This window comes from Streptomyces sp. NPDC028289 (genome assembly GCF_055565975.1).
Genome location: NZ_JBVHTI010000009.1, coordinates 278,405 through 301,737, shown reverse-complemented (window position 1 = coordinate 301,737; position 23,333 = coordinate 278,405). Strand labels below are relative to the sequence as shown.

The 23,333-nt window shown below is 69.8% G+C and carries 17 protein-coding genes; 12 read left to right on the top strand and 5 right to left on the bottom strand.

The annotated features are described in order from the left end of the window. Positions 1-210: 210 nt before the first annotated feature. The 10 genes from ngcE (at position 211) to ACZ4UV_RS41125 (ending at position 14,182) form a co-directional block, all read left to right on the top strand. Entirely contained in the window at positions 211-1,662 is a 1,452-nt protein-coding gene (ngcE, locus tag ACZ4UV_RS41170; RefSeq protein ID WP_451019219.1) for an N-acetylglucosamine/diacetylchitobiose ABC transporter substrate-binding protein, read from the top strand. A 29-nt stretch (positions 1,663-1,691) separates the two neighbouring features. Further along, complete coding sequence (locus ACZ4UV_RS41165; protein WP_093498536.1) at positions 1,692-2,618, top strand: carbohydrate ABC transporter permease; 927 nt, start codon at positions 1,692-1,694, stop codon at positions 2,616-2,618. 4 nt (positions 2,619-2,622) lie between these two features. Next, positions 2,623-3,522 (top strand): carbohydrate ABC transporter permease, encoded by a 900-nt coding sequence (locus ACZ4UV_RS41160; RefSeq protein WP_451019220.1) that lies wholly within the window; start codon positions 2,623-2,625, stop codon positions 3,520-3,522. A 313-nt stretch (positions 3,523-3,835) separates the two neighbouring features. After that, entirely contained in the window at positions 3,836-5,035 is a 1,200-nt protein-coding gene (locus ACZ4UV_RS41155; protein ID WP_451019221.1) for an ROK family transcriptional regulator, read from the top strand. Between the two features lie 134 nt (positions 5,036-5,169). Further along, complete coding sequence (locus ACZ4UV_RS41150) at positions 5,170-6,261, top strand: sugar ABC transporter substrate-binding protein (protein ID WP_351490023.1); 1,092 nt, start codon at positions 5,170-5,172, stop codon at positions 6,259-6,261. A 323-nt stretch (positions 6,262-6,584) separates the two neighbouring features. After that, positions 6,585-7,376 (top strand): ATP-binding cassette domain-containing protein, encoded by a 792-nt coding sequence (locus ACZ4UV_RS41145; protein ID WP_388915392.1) that lies wholly within the window; start codon positions 6,585-6,587, stop codon positions 7,374-7,376. Next, positions 7,373-8,725: a sugar ABC transporter permease gene (locus ACZ4UV_RS41140; RefSeq protein WP_390034909.1), complete on the top strand. Its 1,353-nt coding sequence runs from the start codon at positions 7,373-7,375 to the stop codon at positions 8,723-8,725. The genes ACZ4UV_RS41145 and ACZ4UV_RS41140 overlap by 4 nt, the downstream gene beginning before the upstream one ends. Before the next feature lie 262 nt (positions 8,726-8,987). Continuing rightward, a complete protein-coding gene (gene dxs / locus ACZ4UV_RS41135; RefSeq protein ID WP_467845144.1) occupies positions 8,988-10,904 on the top strand; it encodes a 1-deoxy-D-xylulose-5-phosphate synthase in 1,917 nt (638 codons plus the stop codon). Positions 10,905-11,161: 257 nt separating this feature from the next. Then, complete coding sequence (locus ACZ4UV_RS41130) at positions 11,162-12,658, top strand: amino acid permease (protein ID WP_451023125.1); 1,497 nt, start codon at positions 11,162-11,164, stop codon at positions 12,656-12,658. Between the two features lie 72 nt (positions 12,659-12,730). Beyond that, on the top strand, positions 12,731-14,182 hold the full coding sequence (locus tag ACZ4UV_RS41125; protein ID WP_451023126.1) for an ArnT family glycosyltransferase: 1,452 nt from the start codon (positions 12,731-12,733) through the stop codon (positions 14,180-14,182). 108 nt (positions 14,183-14,290) lie between these two features. Here ACZ4UV_RS41125 and ACZ4UV_RS41120 read toward each other — a convergent pair whose 3' ends face one another. Continuing rightward, positions 14,291-14,662 (bottom strand): PIN domain-containing protein, encoded by a 372-nt coding sequence (locus ACZ4UV_RS41120; protein WP_451023127.1) that lies wholly within the window; start codon positions 14,660-14,662, stop codon positions 14,291-14,293. A 64-nt stretch (positions 14,663-14,726) separates the two neighbouring features. Between ACZ4UV_RS41120 and ACZ4UV_RS41115 the strand changes: the two genes are divergently transcribed. Continuing rightward, positions 14,727-15,743, top strand: coding sequence for a DUF8189 domain-containing protein (locus ACZ4UV_RS41115; RefSeq protein WP_467845139.1), 1,017 nt, complete (start codon positions 14,727-14,729; stop codon positions 15,741-15,743). A 69-nt stretch (positions 15,744-15,812) separates the two neighbouring features. Here the strand turns inward: ACZ4UV_RS41115 and ACZ4UV_RS41110 are convergent, their stop codons facing one another. The 3 genes from ACZ4UV_RS41110 to ACZ4UV_RS41100 all read right to left on the bottom strand — a co-directional run bounded on the left by ACZ4UV_RS41110 (position 15,813) and on the right by ACZ4UV_RS41100 (position 20,534). After that, positions 15,813-17,942, bottom strand: coding sequence for a 3-hydroxyacyl-CoA dehydrogenase NAD-binding domain-containing protein (locus tag ACZ4UV_RS41110; RefSeq protein WP_467845136.1), 2,130 nt, complete (start codon positions 17,940-17,942; stop codon positions 15,813-15,815). Next, on the bottom strand, positions 17,939-19,156 hold the full coding sequence (locus tag ACZ4UV_RS41105; protein ID WP_352359847.1) for a thiolase family protein: 1,218 nt from the start codon (positions 19,154-19,156) through the stop codon (positions 17,939-17,941). Before ACZ4UV_RS41105 ends, ACZ4UV_RS41110 begins: the two co-directional genes overlap by 4 nt. Positions 19,157-19,562: 406 nt before the next feature. Then, a complete protein-coding gene (locus ACZ4UV_RS41100) occupies positions 19,563-20,534 on the bottom strand; it encodes a hypothetical protein (RefSeq protein WP_451023019.1) in 972 nt (323 codons plus the stop codon). Between the two features lie 615 nt (positions 20,535-21,149). Between ACZ4UV_RS41100 and ACZ4UV_RS41095 the strand changes: the two genes are divergently transcribed. Continuing rightward, on the top strand, positions 21,150-21,884 hold the full coding sequence (locus ACZ4UV_RS41095; RefSeq protein ID WP_467845131.1) for a TetR family transcriptional regulator: 735 nt from the start codon (positions 21,150-21,152) through the stop codon (positions 21,882-21,884). Between the two features lie 42 nt (positions 21,885-21,926). Here ACZ4UV_RS41095 and ACZ4UV_RS41090 read toward each other — a convergent pair whose 3' ends face one another. Then, positions 21,927-23,207: an HRDC domain-containing protein gene (locus ACZ4UV_RS41090; RefSeq protein ID WP_467845128.1), complete on the bottom strand. Its 1,281-nt coding sequence runs from the start codon at positions 23,205-23,207 to the stop codon at positions 21,927-21,929. Positions 23,208-23,333 lie beyond the last annotated feature (126 nt).

Genomic DNA, 23,333 nt, shown 5'->3' with positions numbered 1-23,333 from the left:
CGTACAGAGATCGCTCATATTTCCGACAGGTCTCAACTAGGAAAAGACCCATGGCCAACCTTGCATTCGATCTTGCCCCGCCGGCGGGAAGTGGACTATACCTGTCGGCGTTTCCCGCACGACTTCCTGCACGACCCAGCACTACCCGACCGCGGTGCCGGGGAGGATCCGGTTCACCGCCTGAGTCCTGGAGAAGGCGAGGACTTGAGCATGGGATCCACTTCCGCAGCGAACCCCGGTTCCGAGGGTGTCGGCCGCCGTGAGCTGATCAGGCGCTCGGCCGCACTCGGCCTGATTTCCGTGCCCGCCGTCGGATTCCTCTCCGCCTGCGCCAGCAGTGGCGGCGGCGGTCAGTCCAAGGACAAGGCCGGCAAGAAGACGGCCAAGAACCCGCTGGGCGTCAACGACACCGCGCAGATGGAATTCGTCCTCTTCGACGGCGGTTTCGGCAAGGAGTACGCCGAGGACGCGGTGAAGATCTACGAGAAGGACTTCCCGAAGGCCAAGGTCAAGTTCTCCGCCACCCAGAAGATCCAGTCGACGCTCCAGCCGCGCTTCAACCAGGGCACCCCGCCGGACCTCATCGACAACTCCGGCGCCGAGCAGATGGACATGGGCGTGCTCGTCGGCAAGAAACAGCTCGCCGACCTCACCCCGCTCCTCGACGCCCCGTCGTACGACGACCCGAACAAGAAGGTCCGCGACACGCTGCGCCCCGGCATCGTCGAGATGGGCCAGTTCGACGGCGACCCGGTCTGGATCATGTACTACGCCTACACGGTCTACGGCGTGTGGTACTCGCAGAAGGCCCTGGACTCGCTCGACGCGGAGTACCCGCAGACCTGGGACCAGATGATCGCCGTCTGCGAGAAGGCCAAGAAGAAGGGCATGGCCGGCTGGACCTACGCGGGCAAGTACCCGTACTACATCCCCTTCTCGCTCTACCCGATGATCGGCAAGGTCGGCGGCGTCGAGGTCCTGAACGCGATCGACAACCTGGAGCCGAACGCCTGGAAACACCCGGCCGTCAAGGCGTGTTTCGAGGCCTACTACGAGCTCTACAAGAAGGGCTACATCCTCAAGGGCACCCCCGGCCTCGACCACATCCAGTCGCAGACCGCCTGGGCGCAGGGCAAGGCCCTGTTCATCCCGAACGGCTCCTGGGTGGAGAACGAGTCGGCGAACGTCATCCCCTCCGACTTCAACCTCGCCGTCTCCGCGCCCACCGGAATCGACAAGAACGACAAGATGCCGTTCGGCACCATCTGGGCCTCCGGCGGCGAGCCCTTCATCGTCCCGGCCAAGGCCGCCAACGCCCAGGGGGGCATGGAGCAGCTGCGCATCATGCTCAGCGAGGCGTCCTCGAAGAACTTCACGACGAAGGTGAAGTCGCTGACCGCGTACAACGGCGGCACCGACGGCATCACCCTCACCCCGGGCCTCACCTCCGGCGTGGCGGCGCTGAAGCTGGCCGGGTCGAACGTGGTCAACCCGCGGCTCCAGGACTGGTACGTGCAACTCCAGAAGGAGAAGATCGGAGTCGCCGGCCTCGGCGAGATGATGGCCGGCCGGCTCACCCCGGCGGAGGCCGTCAAGAGGATCCAGGGCTTCGCCGACGAGGCCGCCAAGGACACCTCGATCAAGCACTACAAGCACCAGTAACCAGCAACCCTCTCGGCACCGGAGTGGCGATGCAGCACGGCAAGTACCGGTTCATCGTGGGGTTTCTGGCGTTGCCCCTCGGACTGTACGCGCTCTTCGTGGTGTGGCCGTTCATCCAGTCCATCTACTACTCGTTCACGGACTGGACCGGCCTGAGCCCCGAATTCAAGATGGTCGGCCTGGACAATTACCGGAGGATGCTGCACGACGACGTCTTCTGGAAGTCCTTGCAGCACAGCTTGATGTTCGCGGTCGTGCTGCCGCTGGTGACGATCAGCCTGGCGCTGTTCTTCGCCTTCATGATCAACGTGGGCGGCCGGAGAAGGAGGGGCGGTCCGGTCATCTCGGGGGTCCGGGGCTCCTCCTTCTACAAGATCGTCTATTTCTTTCCGCAGGTGCTGTCGATCGCGATCGTCTCGCTGCTGTTCGCCTTCGCCTACAACCCCGACAGCGGCGCGATCAATTCACTGCTCCGCGGAATTGGTCTGGACAATATCCAGCCGCTCTGGCTGGGCGACCCGAGTCTCGCCCTGTGGTGCGTGATGGCCGTCCTGGTCTGGTCCACGGTCGGATTCTTCGTGGTCCTCTTCTCGGCGGGCATGGCGTCCATCCCCATGGACCTCTACGAGGCCGCCCTGCTCGACGGCGCCGGCCGCGCCACCACCTTCTTCCGCATCACCCTGCCGCTGCTGTGGGACACCGTGCAGTCCGGCTGGGTCTACATGGGCATCCTCGCGCTCGGCGCCGAGTCGTTCGCAGTCGTACAGATCATGACGACAGGACCGGGTGGGCCCGACTACTCGACGACCGTGATGGTCCTGTATGTGTACCAGAAGGCGTTCCGGGACGGTCAGGCCGCCTACGCCACCACCATCGGCGTCGCCCTGCTGGTCGTCACGCTCGCCTTCGCGGCGGTCGTGATGCGGCTGGGCCGTCGCGAGCGGCTGGAGTACTGAAGCGATGACGACGACCGAGACCGACGTCACTGTCACCAAGACCGAGCCCGCCGCGCCGAAGCCGCCCCGGCAGAAGCGCGAGGGTGGGGTCCTCAACGTCTTCTCCCACGGCATCCTGGTCATCTGGGCGGTCATGGTGGTCACACCGCTGCTGTGGGCGGTGATGACGTCCTTCAAGGACGACCGGTCCATCTTCACCTCGCCCTGGGCGCTCCCGGACCGGCTGCACTTCGAGAACTGGGCGCGGGCCTGGACCGACGCCAACATGAGCGACTACTTCCTGAACACCGTCCTGGTGGTCGGCGGCTCGCTCATCGGCACCCTGGTCCTCGGCTCGATGGCCGCCTACGTCCTGGCCCGCTTCGACTTCCCCGGCAACCGCTTCATCTACTACCTCTTCATCGGCGGCATGAGCTTCCCGATCATGCTCGCGCTGGTCCCGCTGTTCTACGTCGTGAACAACCTGGGCCTGCTGAACACGATCCACGGCCTGATCCTGGTCTACATCGCGTACTCGCTGCCGTTCACGGTCTTCTTCCTCACGGCGTTCTTCCGCACGCTCCCCACCTCGGTGGCCGAGGCCGCCTTCGTCGACGGCGCCTCGCACACCCGCACGTTCTTCCAGATCATGCTGCCGATGGCGAAGCCCGGCCTGATCAGCGTCGGGATCTTCAACTTCCTCGGCCAGTGGAACCAGTACATGCTCCCGACGGTCCTCAACACGGACCCCGACAAACACGTCCTCACCCAGGGCCTGGTCCAGCTGGCGGTCAGTCAGGGCTACAAGGGCGACTGGTCCGGCCTCTTCGCCGGCCTGGTGATGGCGATGCTCCCGGTCCTGGCGGCGTACATCGTCTTCCAGCGCCAGGTGGTGGCAGGTCTGACGGCGGGTGCTTTGAAGTAACGAAGCGTTTGCGCCCCCAAAGGGGCGCGGGGCTGTATTCAATATGCGACTCCGTCGCGTGGGCGCGACCAGCCACGACCCACCCGGCCACGGACCCCCCTCCGCACCTGCTGACCAGTGGCCTAGACATGTCCGTCGCATGTCCCTCAGGCAACCTCCGAACCGCCAACGATTTCTGTCAAGGACTTGACGGCGGTAACCCGTTCAGCAGAGCTTGGAGTTCATAACTTGTAAGTGACCCGGTCTCAGTGAGGTGATCTGGGTCACGTTGGCGGCACCGTGGCCGCCTCCGATGGCGGGAGTGGATGGGTCGATGGAGACTCCGGGGTCGCAGTCGTCGCTGCACCGAGCCAACCTGGAACGTGTCGTACGGGCCGTACGCCTGGCCGGATCGCTCACGCAGGCGGAGATCGCGCGCACGACCGGCCTGTCGGCCGCGACGGTCTCCAACATCGTGCGCGAGCTCAAGGACGGCGGAACCGTCGAGGTCACGCCGACCTCCGCGGGCGGCCGCAGGGCCCGCAGCGTGAGTCTGAGCGGTGACGCCGGCATCGTCATAGGCGTCGACTTCGGCCACACCCACCTGCGCGTCGCGATCGGGAACCTCGCCCACCAGGTGCTGGCCGAGGAGTCCGAGCCCCTCGACGTGGACGCGTCGTCCAGCCAGGGCTTCGACAGGGCGGAGGAGCTGGTCAACCGCCTGATCGCGGCGACCGGCGTGGACCGCTCGAAGATCGCCGGCGTGGGTGTCGGCGTCCCCGGACCGATCGACGTCGAGTCCGGCACCCTCGGCTCCAGCGCCATCCTGCCCGGCTGGATCGGCGCGAGACCCGCGGAGGAGCTCCGGCTCCGCCTCGGCGTCCCCGTGCACGTCGACAACGACGCCAACCTCGGCGCCCTCGGCGAGCTGGTCTGGGGCAGCGGCAAGGGAGTCCGCGATCTCGCGTACATCAAGGTCGCGAGCGGTGTCGGCGCCGGTCTGGTGATCAACGGGAAGATCTACCGGGGCCCCGGCGGCACGGCGGGCGAAATAGGACATATTACGCTCGACGAGTCCGGCCCGGTCTGCCGCTGCGGCAACCGCGGCTGTCTGGAGACCTTCGCGGCGGCCCGCTACGTGCTGCCGCTGCTCCAGCCCGGTCACGGCCCCGACCTGACCATGGAGGGCGTCGTGCGGCTGGCCCGGGACGGGGACCCGGGCTGCCGTCGCGTGATCGGCGACGTCGGCCGTCACATCGGCAGCGGGGTGGCCAATCTCTGCAATCTGCTGAACCCGAGCCGGGTGGTCCTCGGCGGCGACCTCGCCGAGGCCGGAGAGCTGGTCCTGGGGCCCATCAGGGAGTCCGTGGGGCGCTATGCGATCCCCAGTGCCGCACGCCAGCTCTCGGTGCTTCCGGGGGCCCTCGGCGGTCGCGCGGAGGTGCTCGGAGCGCTTGCTCTCGCGCTCAGCGAGATGGGAGATTCGACACTTTTGGACGGCTCTGTGTCCGCTGTTGCACCTGTCTTCACTTAGAGAACGCATGGCGCCGTTGCCATCTCGTTAAGTATTTACTTCTTGACGTCGAACTTGCGGCCGAGTTGACTTCGAGCCACCTCGGCCGCAGCGTTGCGGCCCTGTCAGGGAGGCACCCCCAAATGAACGCAACGATGCGTAGAGTCGTGATCGGCACCGCCGCGGTTTCCATGGCGCTGTCCGTCGCCGCCTGTGGCAAGGCCGGCGACGACAAGAAGAGCGACTCGAGCAGCAGCAGCTCCTCCGGTGGCAAGACCATCGGCCTGCTGCTCCCCGACAGCGTGACCGCGCGCTACGAGAAGTTCGACCACCCGTACTTCGAGGCCCAGGTCAAGAAGCTGTGTGCCGACTGCACGGTCGACTACGCGAACGCCGCCGGTGACGCCGCCAAGCAGGCCCAGCAGGTCAGCACCATGGTGACCAAGGGCGTCAAGGTCATCGTGATCTCCGCCCAGGACTCTGCGGCCATCAAGTCCTCCATCGACGCCGCCGTGGCCAAGGGCGTCAAGGTCGTCGCGTACGACCGCCTCGCGCAGGGCAAGGTCTCGGCCTACGTCTCCTTCGACAACGTCAAGGTCGGCGAGCTCCAGGGCCAGGCCCTGCTCGACGCCCTCGGCTCCAAGGCGACCACCAAGTCCAAGATCGTCATGATCAACGGTGACGACGCCGACCCGAACGCCGGCCAGTTCAAGCAGGGCGCGCACAAGGCCCTCGACGGCAAGGTGAACATCGCCTACGAGCAGTCCGGCCTGTGGAAGGACACCGTCGCCGCGCAGAAGGTGAAGGCTGCCATCACCCAGCTCGGTGCCAAGAACATCGCGGGCGTCTACTCCGCCAACGACGGCATGGCCGGTGGCATCGCCACCACCCTCAAGGGCGCCGGCATCAGCGGCATCCCGCTGACCGGTCAGGACGCGGAGCTCGCGGGCATCCAGCGCATCGTCGCCGGCACCCAGTCCTCCACCGTCTACAAGGCGTTCAAGCCGGAGGCCGACGCCGCCGCCACCATCGCCGTGGACCTGCTGCAGGGCAAGAGCATCGACTCGCTCGCCACCAGCACGCAGACCAGCGGCTCCGGCGACAAGGTGCCCTCGCAGCTGCTGACCCCGGTGTCGGTCACCAAGGCCAACATCAAGGACACGGTGATCAAGGACGGTCTGTACACCGTCTCCGACATCTGCACCAGCGAGTTCGCCAAGGCCTGCAAGGCCGCCGGCCTGCAGTAGTCCCGCCCTGGAGCCGTGAGGCTCCGGCCGCCAGCGCCCGGGTGATCGCAGTACGACACCCGGGCCCCGGCCGCCCGACGCCGGCCCTTCCGCAAGGTGCCACGGCCGTCCGGCGGTCTCGCGAAACCCCTCCGACGCCCGCTCCGGCCTTCAAACCCCGCTGCCGGAGCGGGCGTCGGACGGACCCGTTGCCAAGCGCAGCGGATTCGCGCATGTTCATCTTGTAAACCGCGTGCGTACCCCGGCGACAGTCCGAGGTACCGCACGACCCTCCGCGCCTGATCACCAAGCGCGGCATCCCCGCCGGTCAGGCGGCGAAGGAGATGGTTCACGTGTCCGCTACGCCCGTGCTGGCGTTGCGCGGAGTCTCCAAGCGATTCGGTGCGGTCCAGGCACTCACCGACGTCGATCTGGAGGTCCACGCCGGAGAAGTGGTCGCCCTGGTGGGCGACAACGGCGCAGGAAAGTCGACCCTGGTCAAGACGATCGCGGGTGTGCATCCCATCGATGAGGGCGTCATCGAATGGGAGGGCAACTCCGTCAGCATCAACAAGCCGCACGACGCCCAGGGACTGGGTGTCGCGACGGTCTACCAGGACCTCGCGCTCTGCGACAACCTCGACGTGGTGGGGAACCTCTTCCTCGGCCGTGAGCTGCTGCACCGCGGCGTCATCGACGAGGTGACGATGGAGAAGCAGGCCCGCGAGCTGCTGAGCACGCTCTCCATCCGCATCCCGAGCGTGCGCATCCCGATCGCCAGCCTCTCCGGCGGTCAGCGTCAGGTCGTGGCCATCGCCCGCGCCCTGATCGGCGACCCCAAGGTCGTCATCCTCGACGAGCCCACCGCCGCCCTCGGTGTCGAGCAGACCGCGCAGGTCCTCGACCTGGTCGAGCGGCTGCGCGAGCGCAACCTCGCCGTCATCCTCATCAGCCACAACATGGCCGACGTGAAGGCGGTCGCGGACACCGTCGCCGTGCTGCGTCTGGGCAAGAACAACGGTTTCTTCCCCGTGAAGAGCACCAGCCAGGAAGAGATCATCGCCGCGATCACGGGTGCCACGGACAACGCCGTGACCCGTCGTTCCGGGCGACGCACCACGGAGGCGGCAAAGTGAGCGAGACGTCGAACAAGACCGTGAAGGGCGACGAGTCGCCCGAGCTCGGCAAGACCGAGGCGGCGGCCGCGGCCCCGACCACGGTCGCCCCCGCCGACGACCCGACGGCCGCGCCGGTCACGGTCGTCGACCCGCGGCTGCTGGTCCGTGAGGAGGGCTTCAAGGGCTACCTCACCGAGTTCACCCGCCGGGTGAAGGGCGGCGAGCTGGGCTCGCTGCCGGTGGTCCTCGGCCTGATCATCATCTGGACCATCTTCCAGGTGAAGAACAGCCTGTTCCTCAGCGCGGACAACCTCTCCAACATCAGCTACTTCCTCTCGGCCACCGGCATGCTCGCCATCGGTCTGGTGTTCGTGCTGCTGCTCGGCGAGATCGACCTGTCCGTCGGCTCGGTGAGCGGTCTGGCCTCCACGGTGTTCGCCGTCTTCGTGGTCAACCACGGAATGAACCAGTGGCTGGCCCTGGTCCTGACGATCATCACGGGCATCGGCATCGGCGCGCTGCACGGCTGGTTCTTCGCCAAGATCGGCGTACCCGCGTTCGTGGTCACCCTGGCCGGCTTCCTCGGCTGGAACGGCCTGATGCTGTGGCTGCTGGGCGACAGCGGCACGATCAACATCCCGGCCGACAGCGGCCCGGTGCACATCCTCGGCCAGAGCTCCTTCTTCATGGACCAGGCCATCATCGGCGCCTACCTGCTGGCCGGCCTCGGCGTCGTCCTGTCCGCCCTGGGCCAGTTCAACGAGCAGCGCCGGCGCCGTGCGGCGGGTGTGCCGTTCCGGCCCACCAGCGAGATCCTCATCCGCGTCGCCCTGCTCGCGATCGCGTCCTTCGTGGCCGCGGCCGTGCTGAACAACGCGGCCGGTGTCTCCAACGCGCTGGTGATCTTCCTCGCGTCCCTGGTCATCGTCGACTTCGTGCTGCGCCGCACCACGTACGGCCGCAAGGTCTTCGCGGTCGGCGGCGGCATCGAGGCGGCCCGCCGTGCGGGTATCAGCGTGCCGATGGTCCGGATCACCGTGTTCGCGATCTCCGGCGGCTTCGCGGCGATCGGCGGTATGTTCTTCGCCGGCCAGACCGCGAGCGCGACGCTCAACGCCGGTGGCGGCAACACGCTGATGCTCGCCATCGCGGCGGCCGTCATCGGTGGTACGTCGCTGTTCGGTGGCCGCGGTACCGTCTGGTCCGCCCTTCTGGGCATGCTGGTCATCCAGTCCATCCAGACCGGCCTCGACCTGCTGAACATGAACACGTCGATCCAGTACATGATCACCGGTGGTGTTCTGCTGGGTGCGGTCGTCATCGACTCCGTCTCCCGCAAGAGCCAGAAGGCGGCGGGTCGCGGCTGACGCCGATCGCCGTTGGGGGTGCGGTGACATTGCCGCTGACTCGCCGTCGTGGCTGGTCGCGCAGTTCCTCGCGCCCCTGGGTTTCCGACTGTGCCCGGCACTGGAGAGTGCCGGGCACAGTCGTGTCATAGGTGGGGCTCATGATGGGTACAGCCGATCGCGTGACCCATGACCCAAGGGCCGGAGTCGTTCCGCCCGGGCGGAACATTAGACTCGACGAGCCCGGCAACAGCTCGATCAGCTCTACTGCAAGGAGGCACGGGTGCCGCTGCTGACCCGTATCAGGGGACCGCGCGATCTGGACCGGCTCAGCCCCGAGGAGCTGGTCCAGCTGGCAGAGGAGATCCGGAGCTTCCTCGTCGAAGCGGTCTCCAAGACCGGCGGACACCTCGGTCCCAACCTGGGCGTGGTCGAGCTCACCATCGCCCTGCACCGCGTCTTCGACTCCCCGAAGGACAAGGTGCTCTGGGACACCGGCCACCAGTCCTACGTGCACAAGCTGCTGACCGGCCGCCAGGACTTCTCGAAGCTGAAGCAGAAGGGCGGCCTGTCCGGCTACCCCTCGCAGGCCGAGTCCGAGCACGACGTCATCGAGAACAGCCACGCCTCCACCGTGCTCGGCTGGGCCGACGGCATCGCCAAGGCCAACCAGCTGCTCGAACGGGACAGCCACGTCGTCGCCGTGATCGGTGACGGCGCCCTGACCGGCGGCATGGCCTGGGAGGCGCTGAACAACATCGCCGACGCCAAGGACCGCCCGCTCGTCATCGTCGTCAACGACAACGAGCGCTCGTACGCCCCGACCATCGGAGGCCTCGCCAATCACCTGGCGACCCTGCGTACGACGGACGGGTACGAGCGGTTCCTGGCCCGCGGCAAGGACCTGCTGGAGCGCACGCCGGTCGTCGGCAGGCCGCTCTACGACACCCTGCACGGCGCCAAGAAGGGGCTGAAGGACTTCATCGCCCCGCAGGGCATGTTCGAGGACCTGGGCCTGAAGTACGTCGGCCCGATCGACGGCCACGACATGGAGGCCCTGGAGTCGGCCCTGGCGCGGGCCAAACGGTTCGGCGGCCCGGTGATCGTGCACTGCCTCACCGAGAAGGGCCGCGGCTACCAGCCCGCCCTCCAGGACGAGGCCGACCGCTTCCACGGCATCGGCCCCATCCACCCCGACACCGGCCTGCCGGTCAAGGCCTCCGGCGCCGACTGGACCTCGGTCTTCGGCGACGAGATGGTCGAGCTCGGCAAGGAGCGCGAGGACATCGTCGCCATCACGGCGGCCATGCTCCAGCCGGTCGGCCTGAAGAAGTTCGCGGACACCTTCCCCGACCGCATCTACGACGTCGGCATCGCCGAGCAGCACGGCGCCGTCTCCGCGGCGGGCCTCGCCACGGTCGGCCTGCACCCCGTCTTCGCCGTGTACGCCACCTTCCTCAACCGCGCCTTCGACCAGGTGCTGATGGACGTGGCCCTGCACCGGTGCGGGGTGACGTTCGTCCTGGACCGGGCCGGCGTCACCGGCACCGACGGCGCCTCCCACAACGGCATGTGGGACATGTCGATCCTCCAGGTGGTCCCCGGCCTCAGGCTCGCCGCCCCGCGCGACGCCGACCAGGTCCGGGCGCAGCTCCGCGAGGCCGTCGAGGTCGACGACGCCCCGACGGTCGTCCGCTTCTCGAAGGGCGCGGTCGGCCCCGCCGTGGCCGCCGTCGGCAGGGTCGGCGGCATGGACGTGCTGCGCGAGCCCGGCACCGACACCCCGGACGTGCTCCTGGTCTCCGTGGGCGCCCTCGCCCCCATGTGCCTGGAGATCGCCGCCCTCCTCGACAAGCAGGGCATCTCCACCACCGTGGTCGACCCGCGCTGGGTCAAGCCGGTCGACGAGGCGATGGCCCCGCTGGCCGAGCGTCACCGGGTGGTCGTCACGGTCGAGGACAACGTCCGCGTCGGCGGCGTGGGCTCCACCATCGCCCAGGCCCTGCGCGACGCGGGCGTCGACGTCCCCCTCCGCGACTTCGGCATCCCGCCCCGCTTCCTCGACCACGCGTCGAGGGCCGAGGTCATGGCGGAGATCGGGCTCACGGCCCCGGACATCGCCCGCCAGGTGACGGGCTTGGTGGCTAAGCTCGACGGCCAGCCGACGGATGTCGGTTCGGTGGAACCGGCAAGGGATTGATCTGAAGCGCCCCCAGCTGGGGCGCGCCCCAAAGGGGCGCTGGGGGTACCCCCGGCCGAAGGCTGGGGGAGGAACTGCGCGACCAGCCCCCACGCACCCGCACCCCCCGACGCACCCCGCACCACCCCAATGGGTCGGTCTCTCTCACCCCTCCGGTGGCGAGACCGACCCATCTGCGTGAACCTGCCCTTGCCGGGGCATACGCACCCCCGGCCCTCTCGATCATGTCGAGGACGACAAACGTGGGAGGTAGGCACGTGAGCAGTACCCTCTTCAGGACCAAGAACGTCGAACAGTCCATCAAGGACACCGAGGAACCGGAGCACGCGCTCAGGAAGTCGCTGTCGGCCCTGGACCTCACGGTCTTCGGCGTGGGTGTCATCATCGGCACCGGCATCTTCGTCCTGACCGGCACGGCGGCCAAGAACACCGCAGGCCCCGCCGTCGCGCTCTCCTTCGTCGTGGCCGGCGTCGTCTGCGGCCTCGCCGCACTCTGCTACGCAGAGTTCGCCTCCACCGTCCCGGTGGCCGGCTCCGCGTACACCTTCTCGTACGCCTCCCTCGGCGAGTTCCCCGCGTGGATCATCGGCTGGGACCTGGTGCTGGAGCTGGCGCTGGGCACGGCGGTGGTCGCCGTCGGCTGGTCGGGGTACATCCACTCGCTGCTCGACAACGCCGGCTGGCATCTGCCGGCGTACCTCAGCGGCCGCGACGGCGCCCACGGCTTCGGCTTCGACATCCTCGCCGCCGCCCTGGTCCTCGTCCTCACCGCGATCCTCGTCGTCGGCATGAAGCTCTCCGCCCGGGTCACCTCGGTCGTCGTCGCCATCAAGGTGGCCGTCGTCCTGGTCGTCATCATCGCGGGCGCCTTCTTCATCCACAGCGGCAACTACAGCCCCTTCATCCCGCCCAAGGAGGCCGTGCCGGCCGGCGGCAACCTCAAGGCCCCGCTGATCCAGCTGATGTTCGGCTGGGCACCTTCGAACTTCGGCGTCATGGGCATCTTCACCGCCGCCTCCGTCGTCTTCTTCGCCTTCATCGGCTTCGACGTCGTCGCCACCGCCGCCGAAGAGACCCGCAACCCCCAGCGGGACGTGCCGCGCGGCATCATCGGCTCCCTGATCATCTGCACCCTGCTGTACGTCGCCGTGGCCGTCGTGGTGACCGGCATGCAGAAGTACCGCGAGCTGTCCGTGGACGCCCCGCTGGCCGACGCCTTCAAGGCCACCGGACACCCCTGGTTCGCCGGCCTGATCAGCTTCGGTGCCGCCGTCGGCCTGACCACCGTCTGCATGATCCTGCTGCTCGGCCAGTCCCGGGTGTTCTTCGCCATGAGCCGGGACGGCCTGCTGCCCCGCTTCTTCTCGCACACCCACCCGAGGTTCCGCACCCCGTACCGGCCGACCATCCTGCTCGGCGTCGTCATCGCGATCGTCGCCGGCTTCACCAGTCTCAGCGAACTCGCCGAACTCGTGAACATCGGCACGCTCTTCGCCTTCATCGTCGTCGCGATCAGCGTGATCATCCTGCGCAACACCCGGCCCGACCTGGAGCGGTCCTTCCGCACCCCCTGGGTGCCGGTGCTGCCGGTCGTGTCCGTGCTGGCCTCGCTGTGGCTGATGCTCAACCTGCCCGCAGAGACCTGGCTGCGGTTCGCCGTCTGGATGGTCATCGGCTTCGTCGTCTACTTCCTCTACGGCCGCTCGCACAGCCGCCTCGCCCAGGCCGAACGGACGCCCGCCGACACTCCGTGACCGGCACTCTCGCCACTTCGGCCCCGTATGTCCCGTCCGGATGGGGCTGCGGGGCCGGATAGCGTGCTCCCCATGCTTCTCGCGCCCCTCGCCCCACCACGGTCCGTAGTCGCAGGGAAGGGGTACTGGACGCGGCTGCTGCCGCTGCTCGCCGTGCTGGCCTGCGTCACCAGGGTGCCCTCCTTCCTCCGGCCGCTGTGGAACCCGGACGAGGGCTTTCTCGCCGTACAGGCCCGCATGCTGGCGCGCGGCGGGCAGCTGTACGAGACGGTCGTGGACCGCAAGCCGCCGCTGCTGCCGTGGCTGTACGAGGGGACCTTTGCGGTCTTCGGGTCCGGGTCGCTCACCGCGGTCCGGGTCCTCGCCGTCTTGGCCCAGCTGACCACCGCCGCGCTGCTCGCCTCGCTCGCCCGGCGGCGCTGGGGCGACCGCGCGGGCCGTACCGCCGGGGCGCTGTACCTGCTGGTCTCGGTCGGGCTCAACCCCGAGGACGCGCAGGCGGCCACCTTCGAGGTGTTCATGCTGCCCTGCACGGCCGCCGCGATGTGGTGCGCCGACCGCCGCCGCTGGGCAGCGGCCGGGGCCGCCGTCGCGTGCGCCTTCCTCACCAAGCAGACCGGCGGGGCCGTCCTGCTGCCGGTGCTCTACCTCCTCAACCGGTACGGCGGTGCGCGCGCGGGCCTGCTCAGGCTGGCGGCCGGTGCCGCCCTGCCCGTGCTGGGCGCGGCCCTGGCCACGGACCCGGCCGGCTTCGCCTTCTGGACGGTCACCGGCTCCGGCGCCTACGCCTCCTTCACCGGCTCGGAACTCCACGTGCTGGTACGGGCGGTGGCCAACACCGCGATCCTCGGCGCGGCCTCGGCCGGCCTGCTCCCGCCCATCGCGCGGGCCCTGCGCATCGCCCGTACCGGCGCCGTCGACCTGTGGCTGTGGCTGGCCGCGTCGGCGGCCGCCGTCACCCTCGGCTTCCACTTCTTCGGCCACTACTTCCTGCAACTCACCCCGCCGCTCGCGCTGCTGGCCACGGCCGCGCTGCAGATCCTGCCCCGGGAACGGACCTCGGCCGCCGTCCTCGCCTCGGCCTGCGCCTGCACCCTGTTCCTGACCTGGGGCGTCCTGGCCCCCCGCCCCGAACTCGCGCACGCCCAGAGGCTGGCGCTCGCCCTCGACCGCCGTACCGCGCCCGGCGACCGGGTCCTGGTCTGGGGCATACACCCGGAGACGTACTGGCTCGCCGACCGCACCCCCGCCACCCGCTACCTCACCGCCGGCCTCCTCACCAACTTCAGCGGCGGCCGGGACGGCCCGCAGGTCGGCGAGAAGTACGCCGTCGCCGGCACCTGGCCCGTCTTCCGCGCGGAACTGGCCGACCGGGCACCGGCCCTGGTGATCGACGACTCCCGCGGCAAGCCGTACGGCCCCGACCGCGTCCCCGGCCTGCGCAGACTGCTCGCGGCCGGGTACGAACAGGCGGGCGAGGTGGACGGGGCGGTGCTGTACGTCAGGGCGCCGAGTGCCCCGTAAGGGGCGCTGGGGGTACCCCCGGCCGAAGGCTGGGGGAGGAACTGCGCGACCAGCCACGACGGCGCCGCCGTCGACAGCCGGCCTGTCGCGGCGCTTCCAGCGGAGCGCCTAGTGCAGCAGGGCGCTCGGGCCGATCACCTCGGCGCCCAACTCGGTGACCCGGCTGCGCAGTTCGCGGTCGGCGGTGACGACGAGCCGGGGCCGGCCGGGGTCCTCGGCGGCCAGTTCCACGATCAGGTCGTCGCCGCTGCCGGGTGCCGACTCCACCCGTACCCCGGGCACCGAGGCCACCCCGCGGGCCGCGCCCTCCACGACGAGCACCAGCTCCACCGGCGTCGGGCGGCCGGGCAGCCCCCGCTCGGCGAGCCGGTCGCGCAGCCGTTCGGCGGCTCCCTTGCGGTCCCGCCACCAGCCGTCCGGCCGCGACCCGACGACGTTCGCGCCGTCGACGATCACCAGCAGGGGAGCTTCGTCTTCCATGCCCCAAGCCTCGCACGCCAGGGGCCGCCCCACTGCCGCGAACGGCCCCGCTTAGAGTGAAGCGGTGAACGGCGACTGGCTCCTCCGCGGCCGTGACGGCCGGCTCAGTGTCTATCTGCCGTCCGGCGACGCCGTGCTGTGCCGGGCGGAACGCGGACCCGGCGCGCCCTGGGGCACGCCCCGGAAAGTGGGCGGCGACCAGCGGCTGCACCCGGGCTTCGCGGTGGGACAGGGCGTCGACGGGTACGCCCATCTGGTCGCCTGGCGGCCCACCGTGAACGGCGAGTCGGGGCTCGTCCACTCCACCCACTTCCGGCCGCGTCTGGCCGCCCTGGACTGGCAGTCGATCGGCCACCCGAGCAAGAGGGGGGAGGCGACCGGGGCACCGGCCGTCGCCGTGGACGCGGAGGGGCGAGCCCATGTCTTCGTCCGCAACCGGGGGCGCGGGGTGAGCATGGTCGCGCAGAAGGAGAAGGGCGGCTGGGAGCCGTGGCGGGACCTGAAGGGGCGGCTGGTCGAGGACGGGCTCGCCGCGGTGACCGGCGAGTCGGGGCGCGTCGAGGTGTACGCGGCCGTGCCCGGCGGGATCGTCTACTGGCGTCAGGAGGAGGCCGCTAAGCCGCCCGTGCAGCTGGAGGCGCTGGAGGCCCCGGTCCGCCCGGGCACCCTCACCGCCCTCGCCACCTCGGCCGGGAGCACGACCCTCTTCTACACCGACGAGTCCGGTGACCTGTGCGCCTGGCGTCCGGGCGGCAAGCCGTACGCCCTGCTGGCCTCCGCCGGGCCCGGCCCGGTCGCCGCGGTCCGCTGCGAACTCGACGGGTATGACTGCACCCTGCTCGCCCAGCGCTCGGCGAGCGGCCGGGTGGCCTTCGCCGCGTATCCGACCCAGGACGAGCGGGCCGGCGCCTGGTGGACCGAGTCGGGACCGCAACTCCCGGCCGACGCCCGGGTGGCCCTGACCACGGACGCGGAGGGCCGGGTGACCGCGACGAGCCTGTCCCCGTCCACCGGCCAGCTCCTCCTCACCCGCCGCAAGGACGAGCCCGGGCTGGCCCTTGAGGCCTGGCGCGAGGTCTGACCTCCGTACGGCACGTGAAAAGGGGCCCTCCGCGCGGTGCGGAGGGCCCCTCTCGTACTGCTGTGGCCGTTACGCCGGGACCGAAGCCACGCCCGGGGCCAGGAACTTCTTGCCGTTCACGCGCTCCGAGACGCCCTCGCGGTCCAGGTACGGCGTGATGCCGCCCAGGTGGAAGGGCCAGCCGGCGCCCGTGATCAGGCAGAGGTCGATGTCCTGCGCCTCGGCGACGACACCCTCGTCGAGCATGAGCCCGATCTCCTGGGCGACGGCGTCCAGGACACGGTCGCGGACCTGCTCCTCGGTGAGGACGACGTCGCCCTGCTTGAGCAGCGCGGCGACCTCGGGGTCGAGCTCCGGCTTCCCGCTGTCGTAGACGTAGAAGCCGCGCTTGCCCGCCTTGACGACGGCCGCGAGGTTCGGAGAGACCGTGAAACGGTCCGGGAAGGCCCGGTTGAGGGTCTCCGAGACGTGCAGGCCGATGGCGGGACCGACCAGCTCCAGGAGCACCAGCGGCGACATCGGCAGGCCCAGCGGCTCGACCGCCTTCTCCGCGACCTCGACCGGGGTGCCCTCGTCGATGACGTTCTGGATCTCGCCCATGAAGCGGGTGAGGATGCGGTTCACGACGAACGCCGGGGCGTCCTTGACCAGAACCGCGGTCTTCTTCAGCTTCTTGGCGACGGCGAAGGCCGTGGCCAGCGAGGCGTCGTCGGTCTGCTCGCCGCGCACGATCTCAAGGAGCGGCAGGATCGCGACCGGGTTGAAGAAGTGGAAGCCCACGACCCGCTCGGGGTTCTTGAGCTTCGACGCCATCTCCGTCACCGAGAGGGAGGAGGTGTTCGTCGCCAGGATCGCGTGCGCCGGGGCGACCGCCTCGACCTCCGCGAACACCTGCTGCTTGACACCGATCTCCTCGAACACCGCTTCGATGATGAAGTCGGCGTCGGAGAAGCCCTCGGCCTTGTCCAGCACACCGGTGACCAGGGCCTTGAGGCGGTTGGCCTTGTCCTGGTTGATCCGGCCCTTGCCGAGCAGCTTCTCGATCTCGGTGTGGACGTAGCCCACACCCTTGTCGACGCGCTCCTGGTCGATGTCGGTCAGTACGACCGGCACCTCCAGGCGGCGCAGGAAGAGGAGCGCGAGCTGCGAGGCCATGAGACCCGCGCCCACGACGCCCACCTTGGTGACCGGACGCGCCAGGTTCTTGTCCGGGGCACCCGCCGGGCGCTTGCCGCGCTTCTGCACCAGGTTGAACGCGTAGATGCCGGCGCGCAGTTCGCCACCCATGATCAGGTCGGCGAGGGCCACGTCCTCGGCGTCGTACCCCTGCTGGAGGTCGCCGTTCTTGGCGGCGGCGATGATGTCCAGGGCGCGGTAGGCGGCCGGGGCGGCGCCGTGCACCTTGGAGTCCGCGATGAACCGGCCGCGCGCGACGGCCTGGTCCCAGGCCTCGCCGCGGTCGATCACGGGACGCTCGACCTCGATGTCGCCCTTCAGTACCTGGGCGGTCCAGATCAGCGACTGCTCAAGGAAGTCGGCGCCCTCGAAGAGGGCGTCGGCGATGCCGAGGTCGAAGACCTGCTCGCCCTTGAGCTGCTTGTTCTGGTTGAGGCTGTTCTCGATGATCACCGAGACGGCCTTGTCGGCGCCGATCAGGTTCGGCAGCAGCGCGCAGCCGCCCCAGCCCGGGACCAGACCGAGGAAGACCTCGGGCAGCGAGAACGCCGGGATGGCCTTCGAGACGGTCCGGTACGTGCAGTGCAGACCGACCTCGACGCCACCGCCCATGGCGGCACCGTTGTAGTACGCGAAGGTCGGCACCGCGAGACCCGCGAGGCGCTTGAAGACCTCGTGGCCGCCCTTGCCGATGGCGAGCGCGTGCTCGTGCTCCTTGAGGAGCTCGACACCCTTGAGGTCGGCGCCGACCGCGAAGATGAACGGCTTGCCGGTGATGCCGACACCGACGATCGTGCCGTCGGCGGCCTCCTTCTCGACCTGGTCGACGGCGGTGTTGAGGTTCGCCAGCGAGGCCGGGCCGAAGGTGGTCGGCTTGGTGTGGTCGAGGCCGTTGTCGAGGGTGATCAGCGCGAAGCGGCCCGCCCCGAACGGCAGGTCGAAGTGGCGTACGTGCGCCGACGTCACGACCTCGTCGGGGAACAGGTCCGAGGCCTGCTTCAGAAGCTCGGCGGTGGTGCTCACTTGTCCCCCTCGAAGTGCGGGTTCTCCCAGATGACCGTCGCGCCCATGCCGAAGCCGACGCACATGGTGGTCAGGCCGTAGCGGACGTTCGGCTGCTCCTCGAACTGGCGGGCCAGCTGCGTCATCAGACGCACGCCGGAGGAGGCCAGCGGGTGACCGAACGCGATGGCGCCGCCGTACTGGTTGACGCGCTCGTCGTCGTCCGCGATGCCGTAGTGGTCGAGGAAGGCCAGCACCTGCACGGCGAAGGCCTCGTTGATCTCGAACAGACCGATGTCGGAGATGCTCAGCCCGGCCTGGGCGAGCGCCTTCTCCGTGGCCGGGATCGGGCCGTAGCCCATGACCTCGGGCTCGACACCCGCGAAGGCGTACGACACGAGGCGCATCTTCACCGGCAGGTTGTTCTCGCGGGCGAAGTCCTCGGAGGCGATGATCGAGGCGGTCGCACCGTCGTTCAGACCGGCCGCGTTACCGGCGGTGACCCGCCCGTGCACGCGGAACGGCGTCTTCAGACCCGACAGGTTCTCCAGGGTGGTCCCCGGCCGCATCGGCTCGTCGGCGGTGACGAGTCCCCAACCGGTCTCGCCGCCCTCCGGGTTGGTCCGGCGTACCGAGATCGGCACCAGGTCGGCCTGGATCTTGCCGTTGGCGTACGCCTTGGCGGCCTTCTCCTGCGAGCGCACCGCGTACTCGTCCGCGCGCAGCTTGGTGATCTGCGGGTAGCGGTCGTGCAGGTTCTCGGCGGTCATGCCCATGAACAGTGCCGACTCGTCGACCAGCTTCTCGCTGACGAACCGCGGGTTCGGGTCGACGCCCTCGCCCATCGGGTGGCGGCCCATGTGCTCGACACCGCCGGCGATGGCGACGTCGTACGCGCCGAAGGCGACGGAACCGGCGACCGTGGTGACGGCGGTCAGGGCGCCGGCGCACATGCGGTCGATGGAGTAACCGGGCACGGAGGTCGGCAGGCCCGCGAGAATGCCCGCGGTACGGCCGATGGTCAGACCCTGGTCACCGATCTGCGTGGTCGCGGCGACGGCGACCTCGTCGATCTTCTTGGTGTCCAGACCGGGGTTGCGGCGCAGCAGCTCCCGGATCGCCTTCACGACGAGGTCGTCGGCACGGGTCTCGTGGTAGATGCCCTTCGGGCCCGCCTTGCCGAACGGGGTACGGACGCCGTCGACGAAGACGACATCCCTGACGGTACGAGGCACGATTGGCTCTCCTCCAGGGTGCGGGATGGCACTGCTGCGATGCGCTGAGCACGCGCTCAGGCCCCATGCTACTTATGAGTAACGTGGCTGCCCAGTCCTGGAGGGTGGAGCGGCGAACGTCACATGGTGACGCGCCCCTTCAGGGGCGCTGGGGGTACCCCCGGCCGAAGGCTGGGGGAGGAACTGCGCGAGCAACCCACCACGACCCGCAGTCCTGCCACGGCGGTCACCGAGACGGTGCGAGGCGACGCCGGTCCGCGGTCCGCGGTGTGCGTGCCCAGCTCGAAGATGCGGGCGTTGCCCGTCAACAGCCGCCGGGTGCCGGCGGGGCGGGGCCGGGGCGCGGATGACGTGAGCACAGGGGTTCCTCTCGGGTGGTGGGGTACGCGGGCGGACGGCCGCCGGGTCATGGACGGTCCCGGATGAAGGGGACGGTGGGAGGGGGCCGGAGGCCAGGCACGCCGACGGCCCGTGTCATGACGGGCGCCGCGAGTGCGCAGATCAGCAGTGGCCCACGGCCGGCCGTGTCGTCGTCGCGGTACGCGAGCCGGACGGTGGCCGGGCCGCACACCACGCCGAGCGCGTCGAGCACCCGGATCGTGTAGCCCGTCAGGGCCGGCACCGACGGGCTGCCCGGCGCGCGCGGTCCGGCAGGGTCGTCCGCCCGCAGCCCGGTGACCACGTGCTGGGGCCGCCCGTCCGGGCCGGGGCGGGTGACGGTGTCGACCGTGTACCGGCGGCGGCCGGGCAGTTCGGTCAGCACCAGGTGCGGGCTGCCCGAGTGCCGGGCGGCCGCGTGCCACAGCGCCGGCCAGGCCGCGCCGATCCCGCCTTCGTCCGCGCATTCCACCGCGTCGACCGGGGTTCCGGCGGCCGCCGGGGCGAGCAGGTAGCCGGCCGCGGGGTGCGACCGCGCCCAGGCCACGGCGTCGGCCGGGCGCGCGGTACGGATGCCCCGCGGCGCCGGGATCCCCAGCCGGGCCAGCCGGTCCGCCTGGGCGCCGCGGTCGTATCTCAGCGGCGAGTTCGCGGGATCGGCTCCGGGGAGACCGAGCTGCCAGGCGATCCGCTCGGCCAGTTCGATGCCCCCGGTCCCGCCCGCGACGACGGCGGACACCCCGAGCGCCCGCAGCGCCTTGACCGTCTGCCGCAGTCCCCGGTGCACGACCGTGTCGCCGTACCCGGCGGGCAGCGTCGCGTTCCGGTACGCAGGCGGGCGCAGCCGGTGCTCCGGAAGGACGGCCACGGCCGGCCGGCCGGGCCCCGCGAAGGCCCGGGGACACGGTCCCCCTCCCTCGTACGGGGCGACCACCGCGACGGTGCCGGCGGCGGGATCGGTCCGTGACACGGCCGCGACGACGGAGGGGACGGTGGTCATGGCTGCGGACTCCCCAGCGGGTGTGGGCGGGGGCGGGGCCACGGTTCGGCTCGCCGCTCGGCCGGTGAAAGTGTCTGAAAGGGCACTGCCGTACCGAGTCCGGCCGACTGCCCCGGCCCTGTGTCGCCAGGCCTGTTTGGACCAAGTGGTCTCTTCCGCGCTGCTTCCCCTTTGTTCCGGCGGAACGGTGCGTCGGTTCCATGAACTGCCCGGAAACTTACCGGATGTGAGGGGCCGTTGTTCGGACCGGATGGCCGGCTGGGTGCTCACGGCAGCCAAGGAGCGTTACCCAAAGAGGAGTTATGTCCATGTTGCCGTGATGGTCTCCCGGCTAGAAGGGACTACTCGGTCTGTTATGACTCGCCAAGTCTGGAACTCTGGCATGGTGACGTCAAGCGAGGAGCGGTCGCGGGCGGTGTCCACCGCTCCACGGGCGGGGGCGCGGGACGGTCTTCGCCCGGTCCCGTGAGCCCCTCGCCCGGTCCGGTCTCCGGGGTAGTATCGGGGCGCTGATCAGCGCGTGCGCGGAGGGGCGTTTCGAAATGCGTGCGCGGCTGTCCCGGACAAAGCCCGTTCGGTCGTATTCCCGTCGGCGGGCCTCGAAGGCGAGATCGAATGAGCAACCCGCGCAGGCCGCGACGTCAGCAACAACGCGCCATCGACACGAGGCAGCGAATCCTCGACACCGCCGGTGCGCTTTTCGTGATGGACAGTTATGAAGGCACGTCGATCGGTGACCTCATCACCGCCGCACAGACCAGCAAGGGGGCCTTCTACCGGCATTTCCCGGGCGGAAAGGTCGAAGTGGCGACGGCCATCATGCACAACACGCTGACCATGGACGGCCTGCGGGAACAGCGGATCATGCTCCAGGAGGTGGTCGACATCGGAATGATCCTGGCCCACCGGATCTCCCACGAGAACGCGCTTCAGGCCGCTTTGAAGCTGTCGTTCCACAGTAATGCGCCGGAGACCTACGGAACGCCTTGGCCGGACTGGATCGCTTTCAATACGGAGCAGCTCACCGAAGCGCGGCGACGCGGCGAGCTGAAGAATTTCGTCGACGTCGAGGAGCAGGCCTACCAGATCGCGGGGAACTGGGCCGGAGTGGTGCTCATCTCGAACACCCTCGACCGGCACATGCGGAATGTCGAGACGCGGATTTCTCGCATGTACCGCAACCTGATGACCGCGATCGCCGTTCCGGACCTCCTGCCCGAGATCGACTTCTCCGTGGACCGGGGCAGGCATCTCCACACCGCGTTCCTGGACGGCCCGGCCGACCGGACTGATCCGGCCGAACCGGAACCGCCGCAGGGCGAACCGGTCGCAGGGACCCGCAGTGAGTGAGCGAGGCGGACCGGCCGCCGACGTCGTGTGCCGGCCGTCCGCCTAGGCGGACAGCGCCGCCACCAGCGCCGGTGTCACCTGCTCCACCTGCCAGGGCCGCGCGCCGTACCCCACCAGCGCGGCCCCCACGGTCTCCGCGTCGACCACCTGCGGCGGCTCCCAGCAGAGCCGGCGCACGGTGTCCGGCGCGACGAGGTTCTCCTGCGGCATGGTGAGCTGCTCGGCCAGGGCCGAGACCGCGGCCCGGGCGGCCGACAGGCGCGCCGCCGCGGCGGGGTCCTTGTCGGCCCACGCCCGGGGCGGCGGCGGCCCCGTCACGGGCTGCCCCGGCTGCGGCAGCGCGGGGTCCGGCAGCGTCCTGGCGCGGTCCACCGCCGCCTGCCACTGCTCCAGCTGCCGCCGCCCCATCCGGTGGCCGTAGCCGTTCAGTCCCGCGAGGGCGTGCACATTGGCCGGCAGTGCCAGCGCGGCCTCCACGATCGCCGCGTCACTGAGCACCTTGCCCGGCGACACGTCCCGCTTCTGCGCGATCCGGTCCCGGGTCTGCCACAGCTCCCGTACCACCGCCAGCTGCCGGCGCCGGCGCACCTTGTGCATTCCCGACGTGCGGCGCCAGGGGTCCTTGCGCGGCTCGGCCGGCGGCGCGGCCGCGATCGCGTCGAACTCCTGCCGCGCCCACTCCAGCTTCCCCTGCCGGTCCAGCTCCTTCTCCAGGGCGTCCCGCAGGTCGACGAGCAGCTCGACGTCCAGCGCCGCGTACCGCAGCCAGGGCTCGGGCAGCGGCCGGGTCGACCAGTCGACGGCCGAGTGGCCCTTTTCGAGCACGAATCCGAGGACGCCCTCGACCATCGCGCCGAGCCCGACCCGGGGGAACCCGGCGAGCCGCCCGGCCAGCTCGGTGTCGAAGAGGCTGCTGGGCGTCATGCCTATCTCGCGCAGGCAGGGCAGGTCCTGGGTGGCCGCGTGCAGCACCCATTCGACGCCGGCCAGCGCCTCGCCGAGGCCGGACAGGTCGGGGCAGGCGACGGGATCGATCAGCGCGGTCCCCGCGCCCTCGCGGCGCAGCTGGACGAGGTAGGCGCGCTGGCCGTAGCGGTAGCCGGAGGCGCGCTCGGCGTCGACGGCGACCGGCCCGGAGCCGGCGGCGAAGGCGGCGATCACGCCGGCCAGCGAGGCCTCGTCCACGATCACCGGCGGAATGCCCTCACGGGGCTCCAGCAAAGGGATCGGCGCCCCCGTCACAGAAGATCCGGCGTCGTCCGGAGGGGTACCCCCGGTGGTGCGCAGTGAACTGTCTGCTGCGGTGTCTTGGGCGTCGGTCACATGTCAAGGGTATCTGTGTGTGGACGGGGGGGCGGGTCGGCGGCATTCGACCCCACCCGCCCCCGGGGGCGGTAAAAAACACCCCCCGGGATAATTATCTGCACCACCCAGGGGGAAACGGGGGTG